Annotated in this window: 10 protein-coding genes; 8 read left to right on the forward strand and 2 right to left on the reverse strand. The window is 42.6% G+C overall.

Translation table 11 applies throughout. The features are described 5' to 3' along the window. Positions 1-87: 87 nt before the first annotated feature. From VPNCDNU1_RS12960 to VPNCDNU1_RS12970, 3 genes are all read left to right on the forward strand, one after another. On the forward strand, positions 88-762 hold the full coding sequence (locus tag VPNCDNU1_RS12960; RefSeq protein WP_101115219.1) for a response regulator transcription factor: 675 nt from the start codon (positions 88-90) through the stop codon (positions 760-762). Further along, positions 746-2020, forward strand: coding sequence for a sensor histidine kinase (locus VPNCDNU1_RS12965; protein WP_104400701.1), 1275 nt, complete (start codon positions 746-748; stop codon positions 2018-2020). Before VPNCDNU1_RS12960 ends, VPNCDNU1_RS12965 begins: the two co-directional genes overlap by 17 nt. A gap of 337 nt (positions 2021-2357) precedes the next feature. Beyond that, on the forward strand, positions 2358-4001 hold the full coding sequence (locus VPNCDNU1_RS12970) for a methyl-accepting chemotaxis protein (protein ID WP_104400702.1): 1644 nt from the start codon (positions 2358-2360) through the stop codon (positions 3999-4001). Positions 4002-4192: 191 nt separating this feature from the next. On the opposite strand, the gene VPNCDNU1_RS12975 is transcribed toward VPNCDNU1_RS12970, so the two are convergent. Together VPNCDNU1_RS12975 and VPNCDNU1_RS12980 are read right to left on the reverse strand one after the other, a co-directional pair. Continuing rightward, positions 4193-5170 carry a chemotaxis protein CheV gene (locus VPNCDNU1_RS12975; RefSeq protein WP_104400703.1) on the reverse strand — a complete coding sequence of 326 codons (978 nt, stop codon included), beginning with the start codon at positions 5168-5170 and terminating at the stop codon, positions 4193-4195. A 329-nt stretch (positions 5171-5499) separates the two neighbouring features. Further along, positions 5500-7500, reverse strand: a complete 2001-nt coding sequence (locus VPNCDNU1_RS12980; RefSeq protein WP_167404787.1) for a bifunctional diguanylate cyclase/phosphodiesterase — start codon at positions 7498-7500, stop codon at positions 5500-5502. 786 nt (positions 7501-8286) lie between these two features. Between VPNCDNU1_RS12980 and VPNCDNU1_RS12985 the strand changes: the two genes are divergently transcribed. From VPNCDNU1_RS12985 to VPNCDNU1_RS13005, 5 genes are all read left to right on the forward strand, one after another. Further along, positions 8287-8706 (forward strand): CBS domain-containing protein, encoded by a 420-nt coding sequence (locus tag VPNCDNU1_RS12985; protein ID WP_104400705.1) that lies wholly within the window; start codon positions 8287-8289, stop codon positions 8704-8706. A 123-nt stretch (positions 8707-8829) separates the two neighbouring features. Beyond that, complete coding sequence (locus tag VPNCDNU1_RS12990; RefSeq protein WP_104400706.1) at positions 8830-10335, forward strand: MATE family efflux transporter; 1506 nt, start codon at positions 8830-8832, stop codon at positions 10333-10335. A gap of 132 nt (positions 10336-10467) precedes the next feature. After that, a complete protein-coding gene (locus tag VPNCDNU1_RS12995; RefSeq protein ID WP_104400707.1) occupies positions 10468-11886 on the forward strand; it encodes an SLC13 family permease in 1419 nt (472 codons plus the stop codon). 4 nt (positions 11887-11890) lie between these two features. Continuing rightward, positions 11891-13228, forward strand: a complete 1338-nt coding sequence (locus VPNCDNU1_RS13000) for an ATP-binding protein (RefSeq protein ID WP_104400708.1) — start codon at positions 11891-11893, stop codon at positions 13226-13228. Beyond that, on the forward strand, positions 13215-13688 hold the full coding sequence (locus tag VPNCDNU1_RS13005; RefSeq protein ID WP_104400709.1) for a response regulator: 474 nt from the start codon (positions 13215-13217) through the stop codon (positions 13686-13688). The genes VPNCDNU1_RS13000 and VPNCDNU1_RS13005 overlap by 14 nt, the downstream gene beginning before the upstream one ends. The last annotated feature ends 34 nt before the right edge of the window (positions 13689-13722 follow it).

The raw sequence follows: 13722 nt of genomic DNA on the forward strand, positions 1-13722 counted from the left end.
TACATAAACCGCATTCTTTGGTATGCAACAAGATTTTTCCATTCTCTGTCTGATACTATTCATACGTCAGATTTAGAGGCTAACTACATGAAAATTCTAGTGATTGAGGATGACGCAACAACAAGAGAATTTGTTTCTCAAGGGCTGCGCGAACACGGTTATATCGTTGATGAAGCAGGAGATGGTCAAGAAGGTTTGATGATGGCCGTCAGCTGCGAGTATCAAATGATTATTCTCGATCGGATGTTACCCGCATTAGATGGCATGAAGGTTCTTGCAGCGATAAGAGCAACCGAAGTGAATGTGCCCGTTTTAATTTTAAGTGCAATGGACAGCGTTGAAGACAGAGTTAGTGGCTTGCAAGCAGGCAGTGATGACTACTTAACGAAACCTTTTGCCCTCGCAGAATTGATTGCTCGTACTGATATCATCGTGCGTCGCCACAAACCCGTGACTCAGGTTCTTAGCTATTTGGAATATGAAGGTCTTAAATTGGACTTGAAAGCGCATCGGGTTACTTTTCTTGATAACGAACTGCACTTGCAACCTAAAGAGTTTCAGTTACTTCAGTATTTCATGGAAAACGAAGAACAGGTCATTTCTAGAATGCGTTTGTTTGAGGCGATCTGGCATTATCATTTTGATCCTAGAACTAACGTAATCGATGTGCACATTGCCAATCTTCGTAAAAAGCTAGACGAAGTTGGCGGAACAAATCTACTCCATACTGTTAGGGGAGCAGGTTATGTCCTTCGCTGTTGATCATGATCTTACACGTTCCTCAGTCTTTAAAATTTTACTCCTACTCGTAATATCCATTGCTCTGCTCTACTCATTATTTGTCCATCAAGTATTTGTTCATTCAGAATCATTTCATCGACAACAATTAACAAAACAACTTCGTGATGAAATTCAGGAATTTGACGAAGCTAACCTCCGAGGTGTTGGCGAAGTCGAAAGATTGATTCTTAGAAAACGCGAATCTGAAAGTCCTTTCATCTATCACATCAATCGCATCTCCATTCCACCCTCATACCCAGTTGTTCGGAAAAAAGTGACCCATAACCAAGTCATCCTTTTTGATGGACGTACGCTAGAAATAGGCATCAAACCCGAGCTGTTGCAATCGTATCGCTCTCAAGTGGTTCCGATGATTGTTTCTGGCGTTTTAATACCCGTTACATTGATGTTTATCGGTGCCGCGACATTCGCCATCGTGATATTACGCAAGCTGCATAGAGTCAATCACGCGATGAATCGCTTTCTCTGTGGTGAAAAAAAGGTGAAATTGCCCGTTTCGACCAGTGATGATGAATTCGATATTTTGGCAATACATCTCAATTTTATGATAGAGCAGATGGAAAAGAATGAAGAGACTCTCAAAACTCTCTCAATTGGTATGGCACACGATATGCGAACGCCTATGGCTCGCTTAAAATTGAGACTCGAAGAGCTTTCCAACTCTGAAAATTTGGCAGAACCTGAACTTCATAAGTTAATGGCTTGCCAAGACGAGTTGGATATGTTGCTCGCCCTTTTTAACAGTATGTTGGAGATTGCACGCTTAAACAGTGGGCAAATGGTTATCAGTGACGATGTCGTTGACTTGAGCAAAATTGCCCATGATGTGACTGAGTTTTTGATACCGCTCGCTGAACAAAAACAGCAAATAATGACCCTGCGACAAGATGGCCAATGCCAACTTATTGGTGATCGCTCTCTGATGTTCCGAGCACTATTTAACTTGGTAGAAAATGCGGTGAAGTACACTCCAGAGCATGGTCGGATCGAGGTGATTGTCGACAGTCTAGGTGTTGTTGTCAGTGATTCGGGAATAGGGATCTCTGATACCGATAAGCCTCATGTTTGCGAGCCTTTGTTTAGAGCAGATAAAAGCCGAAGTGAAATCGGAAATGGAATAGGTTTAGCGCTCGTTGATGCAGTTGTCCGACAACATCAGGCACAGCTTCTATTTAAAGATAATCATCCAGGTTTGAGAGCTAGAATCTATATTAGTTAATTCTAATCTCCATATAAAAAATGTTGTTTAAAATTAAAATAAGTGGTATTTAGTACACCCATACGGAAAGAGCGAAAATCGGTCTTTAACTTATTGTTATATAAATGTTTGTTATAAATTCAAAGCAAACGTTTGGCTGCTTTTCTACGGTAAAAGGGGAAAGGTAATACGGGTCAAAAGTAACTCAATTTAATCATAGTCTTGAGGTGCTAATTTGACTCTGGTGACGTTGGTAAGCGGTACGCTTATATAGAATTTCGTTACCTCCGTTTAACAGGTTTCTGTGCGGGTATGTGATATTAATTTTTAGAGTTTTTACTCTATATGTAGGTGAAGTATGAATTGGTTATCTAACCTCTCTTTAAGAATGAAAATGGCGTTACCTGTTACGGTAATGATTCTTTTATTCTCCTCAATCACGTTATACAACGTCCAATTGTTTGGTGCGCAAAGCCGAGCAAATGACACCTTGAATAACGATATTCAACCCGTATTGGAAAAACTTGAAGATGCCTATCGTGATCTCTACCAAGTGATCTCGGCGGCGCAGGGTTTGATGCTAGCCAATGGTGATCAGGAAGAAATTAAAAAGCAAAAGTTCGAGTTCGAAGATAATGCCTATAAAGCGCTACCTCGTTTAAAAAGCCTCTATAGCTTAGTAGATGGAGAAATATTGCCATCTAGCTCGAAAGCAAGCATTGATCAGCTCATCAAAGCAACAGAGAGCTGGATTGGTAAATACGAGACTATGTTTGCTGACCCACAGCAAGCTCAAGCGCTGTTTAGCCAAAACCAAGCTGGTTTAATGAGTGATTTTGCGATTATGCGCAAGGAGCTTAAATCGGTTCGTAAAACGATTGAAAGTGTGCAAGCAGACCTTCGAACAGAAGCCAATGAGGCGGCAAGCAGTTCGGAACTGGCACTTGAAGTGGGCAGTGGATTAGCGATTCTGATTGGTGCTTTCTTAACTTGGCTGCTATCGGGTTGGATTATTGCACCGATTCGCCGGTTGAATGAAAACATGGCGGAAATTGCATCGGGTGAAGGTGATTTAACTAAACGCGTGGAAGTTGAGTCTTCTGATGAAATAGGGGAGCTAGGTCGAAATTTCAATACGTTTGTTCAATCTTTACAATCCACTATTGGTGAAGTTGTTGATGCCACTCATCACGTGCGCAACGAGATGAATCAATTTAATCAAATCACTGGAAATGTGGTTACGGGCGTGACTTCCCAACAACAAGAAAGCGAAATGGTCGCCGCAGCAATTAATGAAATGCGAGCCACAAGCGAAAGTGTAAGCCAGAACGCTCAAGAAGCGGCGAGTGCAAGTGAAGCCGGACATTCGGAAGTTCAGCAAGCAGCAGGTGTTCTTACGCAAACCGTTGCATCTATTCAAGGGCTGGCAAACGAACTTGAACACGCAGGTACAGTGATACATACGCTTGATTCAGATGTGTCTAACATCGCCTCTATTCTGGATGTTATTCGTGGCATTGCCGAGCAAACAAACTTACTGGCACTCAACGCTGCGATTGAAGCGGCACGAGCGGGTGAGCAAGGGCGTGGCTTCGCAGTTGTTGCTGATGAAGTTCGTGCATTGGCTAGCAAAACTCAAGATAGCACTGGTGAAATTCAGGTTATGATCGAGAAATTGCAGGCAGGTGCAAAAGAGGCGGTAACCGCAATGGAGTCTAGCCAACAAGGTGGTGAGCGCACCATTGAGAAGGCGAATACAGCATCGAATTCTTTGAATGAAATCAGTCGTTCAATTTCAATCATCAATGAAATGAACTCTCAGATTGCAACGGCAGCATTTGAGCAAACGACGGTTAGTGAAGATGTGAACAGCAATATTCAGCGAATTGCTGATAACAGCCAGCAGATCGTTCATGTGGTGGAAGATGCCAATGATTCTTCTAAGAACTTAGCTATTCAATGTGAGCGCTTAGATAACCTTGTGGGACGTTTTAAAGTATAAGCTTGTTAGTTTCTTAAGTACTTTCTCTTAAAGACTTAAAGTTAAAAAAGTAAAGCCCTAAGTGATATCACTTAGGGCTTTTGACGTTTTATAGGCTTCATTGTTCAGATGTTTGGAAAGATTAATTAGGTGCTTGTTTGAATAAAAAAAGCTGCTTTATAAGCAGCTTTAGTCAATCGATGAAATGTTCGTTATACGAAGATGTATTGGTCCATCATTGTGATCATACGGCCAATTTCAGGTTTGGTTATCGTATCGTTTGCACCTAGCTGTAATGCTTTCTCACGGTTGTCATCACTCATTAAAGAGGAAAACATAACAATTGGCATCGCGCTGTATGTATCATTGTCTCGTAGCCTTTTAAGCAGGTGCATACCATCCATACGAGGCATTTCTACATCGGTAACAACAGCATCAACAAATTCGCTAACGGGGACGTCTTCTTTTTTAGATAACGCTTCGAACTCCGTCAGTTTATCCAGAGCTTCCCCTCCGTCTTTACAGGTAATTATATTGTACCCTGCGGAGCGGAGTGTATTTTCAATTAGGCTACGGATAAACGCGGAATCATCAACAACCATAACCGTGCGAGCTTGACGCTTGGTAACCATTCTCTGGTTTAGATCAACACTCTTATCTATAGTGACATCGTATTTTTCCATACTCAGTTCTGGGTTGATATCAGCGATGATTTTCTCGAAATCCAAAATCATGATCAAGTTGCCTTCTTGTCGAACAACGGCAACAACACAATCATTTTCGCCTGCTTCTAAGAACTGACTTGGTGATTCAACATCTTCCCAGGAAATTCGATGAATTCGGCTTATGCTGTCGATCAAAAAACCGTTAGTCATTCGGTTAAAGTCCGTAACAATGACAAATTTGCGTTCGAGATCGGGTTTCGTTGGTACGCCTAACCACCCTGCTAAATCAACCAAAGGCGTTAGCTTTTCTCGAGAAGAAAACACACCAACCATATGAGGCTGAGCATTAGGGTAATCCGTTGTCTCTGGAACCTGAATTACTTCGCGAACTTTCGCAACGTTAATACCGTAATAGCAGGTTTTAGTTGTACCGTCTGGAAGTTGTTTCTGTAGATGAAATTCTATAATTTCAAGCTCATTTGTACCACTTTCGGTTAAAACCGTACTGTTAAGGTTGTTACTCATAGATACCACATTTCAAGTTATGACTGACAGGCAGTTATTGATGTTTATTTTAGTATATACCCAAGTAACCTCAAGGTGCTAGATTCCACGAGATTTGCTAGGAAATGTACCTAGCGACATCAGAAAGCAGTGTTGGCAATAATTCCTTGGGTTAAATCTTTTCCTAGAGTTAAGACTTTGCGAAGCCCAGTAATACACTGACATTATAGTTAATACTTAGGAAATGAGAAATTTACTATATAGGTCGCCATGCATTGTTACTGGGAACAATTTTATCGATACCTTCAGGTTTATCGGCAGACACCGGCTTCGCTTTAATGACTTTCTCATTAATTTAACGACCGTTTTAGCTCCATATTTTTGCGTTGTGATACGTAGTCCATTAATTGACTGATTGGGAGCGCTCTGGAGTAGCGAAAGCCTTGTCCAATTGTTACCCCAAGCCGTTGCAATGTACGTTCTTCTTCCTCTGTTTCAATCCCTTCAGCGATAGCTTGCATACCTAATGTTTGGCACAAGAAATTGATGACTTTAATGATTTGAATCGATTCTTCTCTCTTGTCTAAATCCATAACAAATTTTCGGTCGATTTTTATTTCATCAAAACCGTAGCTGAGTAAGTATTCCAGCGAAGAAAAGCCAGTACCAAAATCATCCAAAGAAAATCTCACCCCACTTGCTCTAAGGTGTTGAAGGTTGTCATTCACTTCTTTTTGCTGCTGCACTTTTGCTAATTCGGTCAATTCCAAAACAAGTTTGTTTAGCGGAAAATTGTAGCGGCTCGCTAATGACAGCAATTTTTGAGAAAAGTGAACCTTGCTTAACGAAAGAGGAGAAATATTAATAGAAAGCGTGAAACTGTTTGGGCAAGTGTGGATCGAGTGCTGCCAATCTTTAAAGACTTTTTCGATAATCGCTAACGTAAGCGCATGCATGGTTCCTGTTTTTTCTGCTCGGGTTATGACTTCCCAAGGAGAAGATTGATCGTTTTCTTCTAGCCGGAGCAGCGATTCGGCACCAAAGATGTCAAATGTTGTAAGGTGCATCTGAGGCTGGTAGTGCATGTGGAATTTTTGGGTGGCAATAAGCTCTTCGATAAAAGAATCAATGTATATCGTGTGCTTAAGAGCACTTTCGAATTGCTCATGGTATTCACAGTAATCCAGCTTGAGCTCTGTGGCTTCAAGTAGAGCAATTTCCGCACAATGTATGAGAAGCTCCGCTTCTGATGCGTCCTCGGGATGCCTAGATATACCGATGTTAATGCTAACATCTAAAGGGGTGAGGCTGTCTTGTATACTTGTGAAGATTGACTTGCTATCCGAAGGCTCAAAAGCAGGAAGAAATAGAAAGAAGTCATCGCCTCCCAATCGGCATACCGACGCGTTTGCCGGGCTGTGTTGAGTAAGAGCAAGGCTGGTCCTCTTGAGAATGTCATCACCGTGCTGTTGCCCGTATTTAAGGTTTATCGAAGAAAAGTTGAGGATATTGATCCTGACAAGGGTTCCGTAGGTACCGAGCTTTTCTAGCGTCTTATTCATATTTTCTAAAAAGGCTTGGCGGTTAAGGTTACCCGTTAACGGATCTTTTTGTGCCAAAGTCGTTAATAACTCGTTGTTTTTGTTTATGGCCTCTATATATCGAGCAGCATGGAGCGAGGAAAGGTTGTAAGCATCCACTAGATCGGAAATTTCATCTCGCTCTTTTTGGGGATAGTCTTCAATTTTTGTTAAGTGCTCGTATTCGTTTTGCTCTCTTTGAAGGTTAAATTGAGAAGAGAGATGTTTAAGTCGATGCGCGACTGTTTTATGGAATGAGCGCCTAACTATAATGAGTATCGACAGAGATATCAGAAGGAGTGAAGCAAGGAAGATAGAAATGGATAGCGCAAAGAAGTTCAGCAAGTACTCAGGGTTTACATAAGCCTCTATATGGCCCACGCTCATTTCCTCGCCATAGGTATTGACGTAGTTTAGTGGAAATTTGTGTTCCCATTCGTTCCATATTAGCTCTTTTGTTGGGACGTCAAGCTCGCGAGTTTGAGCGAGCATTTCACCTTCAGACCAAATAGAAAAATGCAGAAAAAGATGGTCGTTGTCGAAAGTAGCGGTGATAGCAGAAAGCTGTTCAAAATCGAAGTTGTAAATAGCAGAAGCAGTAGAGCGCTCAACTGAATTAACGCGTGAGTACGCGTTTTTTTTCATCTCAGTTAGCGATAAGTAGTAACTGGTGACAGAAAGCATGAGCAATGCTGCCAACGTAAGCCAAAGAAGAGGTTTCTTAACTTGTGTTGCAACTTTACTGGCTATGGATACAAATTCTTTTCGCATAGACCTCATGTCCGTGGATAATCCCTTACATCACTTCCAGCTATTTCAGGAAGTTACGTTGACTTGTCATTATGCTAGCGTGTTATAGGTTCCAAGCTAACCAAAAAGTCCTCACACCTTTGTTTTTTTGTTCGAATCGTCAATAGTGATACACCTATATTGATGCTTTAGTATAAAAAACATAAAGATGGCGCACCAATATGCATATCCGTATTGTTCGTTTACGCTAGAGTGATAACTTAGTAACTTAATTATCACTAAGGTTTAGAGGATCTCTTTCGACCACAAAATTGATTTCATTAGCAGGGCGAGAGAAAGCTGGAACAAAGTTCAAATTTTCTTACGCCTAGTCATATCGTTAATCTTTATGAGCGCTATTAAAAAGTGTAATAGATTTTAATGAGTTAACTCGATTTTTTTTAAGTGAATGTTTATTAAGTGAGTTATTGTCTTGAAGCCTTGAGATGAGCGCGTTAAAGGGCGCTAGATACCCTTAAGCAAGGTATTGATATGGAAGTAATGTTGCTCATTATGAAAGTAGAGTATTTTTGAGTGCGGTCTCACGATTTATCTAGAACGGAAACGTATTAATAGTGAGATAGGTGGCACCTATTAATAAAATAGTTGAATTCCATTTAGTAAATACAAGAAATTGGACGACACTTGAACTATACCCGCACAAAAAGAGCAGTTTAACGTCTCGTAGTGGTGGGTGGAGATACATTTGGATTTTAAGAGCAAATGTTACCTAGGTTAACTGCGCTTAGGGACATATAAGGAGCGAAGATGGAATCATTAAAAGTGAAAGATTACATGGTGCACCATGCAGTTACCTTTTCTAAGGACATGTCTTTGACCGCAGCACTCGATAAGGTAATGAGCTCAAAGCATATGGGCGGCCCCGTTATTGATGAGCGAAAACAGGTCATCGGATTCCTTTCTGAACAAGATTTGCTCGATAAGCTCGTAAAGGTTAGTTACTACTGCCAAGATACACATATAGTCGGAGATTGCATGAGTTCAGATGTGCTTACGGTGACACCTGAAATGTCCGTAATTGAACTGGCTGATATGATGAAAGTTGGAAAACCCAAAGTTTATCCGGTTGTTAATGTTGATGGAAAATTCCTAGGGATCATTACACGAACCGAAGTGCTTAAAGCCATTGGAGTTAACTTAAAAGATTGTTTCCAACATCCGGTTTAATCTATTCCGTGTGTGTGAGCTATCCCGTGAGTGAAACCTCGATAATGAAGTAAATTATTAAGGCGCATGTTGCGCCTTTTTTGTTATTGTTTCCTACCGAGAATAAATAATAAAGGTGTCAATATGGCAGAGGGAGAAGCTAAGTTTGTAACTGGCTCAACGATGAAGCACATACTTACTATGTCTGGTGCAGGCTCTGTGGGTTTATTGGCATTGTTTGCGGTCGATCTTCTCGACATGTTATTTATCAGTATGTTGGGGCAAGTTGAGCTAGCTGCTGCAGTTGGGTTTGCCGGAACATTACTGTTTTTCTCTACATCGGTCTCTATTGGCTCTTCCATTGCGATGGGGGCGTTGGTATCGAAAGCTTTGGGGGCTAAGCAGCACGAAAAGGCAGTAAGGCTTGCTAGTAATACGCTGGTGATTTCTTTCTTTATAACGCTGGTCGTTACCTTGTTCATGTACGCGTATTTGGATGAGTTGCTCAGTGCTGTGGGTGCAAAGGGCATGGCGCTGGAACGTGCGAAGGCGTATTTGCAGATTATGTTGCCAAGCAGCCCATTTTTAGCGTTGGCAATGGCTAGCGGGGCAGGTTTGCGTGCAAGCGGCGATGCAAAGCGAAGCATGTGGGCAACGCTATCTGGCGGCATAGTGAATGCGATATTAGATCCTATTTTTATTTTTGGCTTCGATTGGAACGTAGAAGGTGCTGCCGCTGCTTCCGTTGTAGCGCGATTTACTGTGTTATATGTTTCGTTAGCACCTTTAATTAAGGTGCATAAACTGGTGAAGTGGCCAAATATATCCGAGATTGGAAAGGACTTACGAACAATTTTAACTATCGCTCTCCCTGCCGTTATCACAAATACTGCAACGCCAATTGGGAATGCTGTTGTCACCGCCAATATTGCACAGTTTGGTGAAGATTATGTGGCGGGGTTTGCCGTGATAGGCCGTGTCATACCTGTCGCATTTGCGGTGATTTTTGCTCTGTCGGGTGCCGTTGGGCCGATCATTGGGCAAAATTACGGAGCAGATAGAGTCGATAGAGTGCGAGATACGCTACGTAATTCTTTGCTATTTGTCACTGTTTATTGCCTGTTGGTGTCCGGAATTTTGTATCTTGTACAAGGCTTCATCATTTCTGGATTTAGCCTCACTGGTGATGCGCAAATCATTGTTGCCGCATTCTGTACCGTAGTGTCGCTTAGCTTTGTCTTTAATGGAGCTCTGTTTGTTGCCAATACTTCGTTCAATAATTTGGGAAAACCGATTTATTCAACTGCTTTGAATTTAGGTAAAGCAACCTTAGGGACAATTCCATTTGTTTACTTAGGTGCAGAATGGTTTGGGGCATTAGGTGTGTTGTATGGGCAAGCGGTGGGTGCCGTTGTATTTGGCATATTGGGTATCGGTGTATTACAGCACCATGTTCAATCGATGTTTGCGTCGCAAAAATCAGAGCCTGAGCCTATCCCAGAGGAAATCGATCCGGCAACAACTACCGTTAATATGGCGCCATTTTGCAATTGTGACCCAGTGATGATGGAAGAAGTCACCGCTCAGAAACCCGTTTGTGAAATGGCGAAGGCGACTCCACAACGTAACTCGCACATACCAGAGGTGTAATCTGCAAATTTGGCTAGGGTCTAAGGACCTTAACAAATAAGTTTGCATATTCATTGATCTAACGCCATGAGCTGGCTTCCTTATATCGCGGATAATATGAACATCCGCAGTATAAGGAAGCACAGTCGTCATATGCGTCAGTACATCAAGTATTTCGTTCCACTTTTTATTCCTCTCCTTGTTTGGATGTTGCCTTTGACGGCATTTCCATTTGAAGGAATGACCATACTTCAGCAACGTGTGGTTGCTATTTTTTTACTTGCCGCATTATGCTGGGTGTTTGAACCCATTCCGATTTACGCCACTTCGGTCGTCATTATTGTGCTGGAGTTGTTGTTGCTTTCTGATAAGGGGCTCATCTTTTTCCGAGTGGATCAAGATCAGCCGCATTTTGGTGAACTGCTTAAACACAGCGATATCATGGCAACGTTTGCTAGCCCAATTATCATGCTGTTTCTTGGTGGTTTCTTTTTGGCGATGGCTGCAACAAAATATCGATTAGATGTGAATCTGGCACGTGTACTGCTCAAACCATTCGGCAGCAGCCCGAATAACGTTATGTTAGGGCTTATGTTGATCACTGGCGTTTTTTCCATGTTCATGTCTAATACCGCGACAACAGCCATGATGTTATCTATTTTAGCTCCGGTAATTGCAGTCTTCGGTCCTAAAGACCCGGGTAGAATCGCCTTTGCTTTGTCCATCCCCGTTGCTGCAAATATTGGTGGAATTGGTACCCCCATTGGTACGCCACCCAACGCCATTGCTTTGAAGTACCTTACTGGTGATAACGTGATTGCTTTTGGCGAATGGATGGTATTCGGTGTGCCATTTGTGATTGTCATGATGGCGCTAGCATGGGTGGTAATCGGTCGGTTTTACCCCGCAAGTGAAAAGAAGATTAACCTGAACATTAAAGGGAAATTCCTTAAAACGCCCAAAGCCATAACCGTTTACATAGTGTTCGCGTTGACCATTCTACTATGGTTAATGGGGTCGTCCCACGGGATGAATTCCTATACCGTGGCACTCATTCCTGTCGCTGTATTCTCTTTAACTGGAATCATTAATAAAGAAGATCTCAAGAAGATTTCTTGGGATGTACTGTGGTTAGTGTCTGGTGGTATTGCGCTGGGTCTTGCACTCGATAAAACAGGGTTAGCGCGTTTGGTTGTGCACAGTATTCCATTTGATGAGTTTTCCCCATATGTGGTGCTTGTTGGGGCTGCCTTCTTATGTTTGTTAATGGCTAACTTTATGTCTCATACCGCGACGGCAAACTTGCTTATGCCAATCATGGCTGCATTAGGGATGTCCATGACCTCGTTAGCACCGCTAGGAGGGGAGGTGACACTCATACTTGTTGTCACTTTCGCCGCATCGCTCGGCATGTCTCTGCCTATTAGCACACCTCCCAATGCGTTGGCTCATGCGACAGGAAATGTCGAGAGCCGCCAAATGGCGAAAGTAGGCGTTATCCTTGGAGTCGTCGGTGTTTTACTAAGCTTTGTGTTGGTTTGGATTCTTAATGCAACTGGGCACATAGGATAAGTCGATGAGCAACAGTGTTGAAAAGATTGTTGAACATTATTTCTCTAACCCTCAATGCTATCTATCTTTAGAAGCAGGCGAACCTTTATTGGTACAAGGTGAAGAAAACCGCAGGCTTTTTTACGTGGTTTCCGGAGAATTAGAGGGTTCGGTATCTACTGCAGAGAGCAGTGCAAATACGAGAGTTTTTAGTGCCTCAGAAGGGGCATTTATTGGTGTTCATAGTTTTTTTTCTGGCAACTATCTGGCTTCGTCCAGCGTTGTTTCTAGCTCCCCAAGTGTGTTGGCTTGGATTGACAACGATACGCGCGCGATAGACGAGGACAGTTTAGGTTCATTAACACAACAATTCACGCCCGTAATATTGAATGAACTGTCTCGTCGTCAGAAGCGAGCAATGCAGGAATCAGTAGAGAAAGAACAGGCGCTTACCAAACTTCATACCGCCGAGCAGATGACGACATTGGGTCAGTTAGCCGCGGGGATTTCTCATGAGTTGAATAATGCGGTGGGTGTATTAAGCAGCAAAACAGAACGCATGCAAGATGTGATTCTCGCCTTGCTAGAAGAGCTGCATCCCGGTGCCAGCCAATTTGTCGATGCAGGATTAATGAAAGGTCAATCCGTTGGCTCTGCAGAAGTTCGAGCACGGGCAAATGAGATTATTGACAAACACGGCGTTGATAGAAAGCTCGCGAAATCCTTGGCTAGAGCTCTGTCAGTTAACGACTTAACACAAGATTGGCTCAATACACCGGAAGAGGCGGTGAAATATTGGGGAGTCGGACGCGACTTACATGACATGAGAGTCGCATCACGCCATGCGGTTAGTATTGTTAAATCGGTCAAGCAGCTTGGAAGGGGAGACTCTGAAGTCAGCGAGCCCGTTGACGTGAACGAAAGTATTCATAAAGCACTTGCCTTACTACAAAATGACTTGCGCAGAATAGATGTCCGTTTTAGCCCAGCTGCGACAGCGGTGATCGCCGGAAGTGAAAGTGAGTTGGTTCAAGTTTGGGCAAACATACTTAAGAACGCTTGTGATGCATTAGCGCCTACCGATAATCCTGGAATCGATATTATAACTCGTGTAAGCGACGCTCATATTAAGGTAACGATCGCCAACAACGGACCAGAAATAGAAGAGAGTATCCGTAGGAAAATATTTCAACCTAACTTCACGACCAAGAAAGGCGGTTTGTCGTTTGGTTTAGGGCTAGGGCTTTCAATAGTGAAACGAATTGTGAGCCGTTATCAGGGAACGGTAGTGGTAAAAAGTGACCCTGAAAAAACCATTTTCAGAATCAAACTACCCATGGAGGTTGGCAATGGAAAAAATTAATATCATATGCGTGGATGACCAACGAGAAGTATTGAGTGCCGTATTGCAAGACCTCACACCGTTGGAGGAATGGTTAGAGATAGAAGATTGCGAATCAGCTGAAGAGGCGCTTGAACTCATCGATGATTTGGATGCGCAAGGAGAGCACATCGCACTGATCATTTCTGATCACGTAATGCCAGGAAAATCGGGTGTCGAGTTACTCACCGAGATATCTGAGGATAGACGATTCACTCATACTAAAAAAGTCCTTCTCACGGGGCAAGCCACGCACCAAGACACCATCAGCGCCATTAATAAAGCGCGCATAGAAAGCTATTTTGAAAAACCGTGGAATGGAAAAGAATTGGTCGACTGTGCTCGTAGGCTGGTTACGGAATACATTTTTGATGCCGGAATGGAATACGAATCGTATCAATTGCAATTGGATCAACAAACTGTGTTCAGTCGTTTGAGGTAATTTTCACAAAAACAACCTTTGCCAAAAATAAGCT

Source organism: Vibrio penaeicida, assembly GCF_002933855.1.
In the GTDB taxonomy this organism is placed as follows: domain Bacteria; phylum Pseudomonadota; class Gammaproteobacteria; order Enterobacterales; family Vibrionaceae; genus Vibrio; species Vibrio penaeicida_A.

Coding starts and splice junctions, on each gene's coding strand:
- VPNCDNU1_RS12960 (WP_101115219.1), top strand. CDS start 88: ATGAAAATTCTAGTGATTGAGGATGACGCAACAACAAGAGAATTTGTT.
- VPNCDNU1_RS12965 (WP_104400701.1), top strand. CDS start 746: ATGTCCTTCGCTGTTGATCATGATCTTACACGTTCCTCAGTCTTTAAA.
- VPNCDNU1_RS12970 (WP_104400702.1), top strand. CDS start 2,358: ATGAATTGGTTATCTAACCTCTCTTTAAGAATGAAAATGGCGTTACCT.
- VPNCDNU1_RS12975 (WP_104400703.1), bottom strand. CDS start 5,170: ATGAGTAACAACCTTAACAGTACGGTTTTAACCGAAAGTGGTACAAAT.
- VPNCDNU1_RS12980 (WP_167404787.1), bottom strand. CDS start 7,500: ATGCGAAAAGAATTTGTATCCATAGCCAGTAAAGTTGCAACACAAGTT.
- VPNCDNU1_RS12985 (WP_104400705.1), top strand. CDS start 8,287: ATGGAATCATTAAAAGTGAAAGATTACATGGTGCACCATGCAGTTACC.
- VPNCDNU1_RS12990 (WP_104400706.1), top strand. CDS start 8,830: ATGGCAGAGGGAGAAGCTAAGTTTGTAACTGGCTCAACGATGAAGCAC.
- VPNCDNU1_RS12995 (WP_104400707.1), top strand. CDS start 10,468: ATGCGTCAGTACATCAAGTATTTCGTTCCACTTTTTATTCCTCTCCTT.
- VPNCDNU1_RS13000 (WP_104400708.1), top strand. CDS start 11,891: ATGAGCAACAGTGTTGAAAAGATTGTTGAACATTATTTCTCTAACCCT.
- VPNCDNU1_RS13005 (WP_104400709.1), top strand. CDS start 13,215: ATGGAAAAAATTAATATCATATGCGTGGATGACCAACGAGAAGTATTG.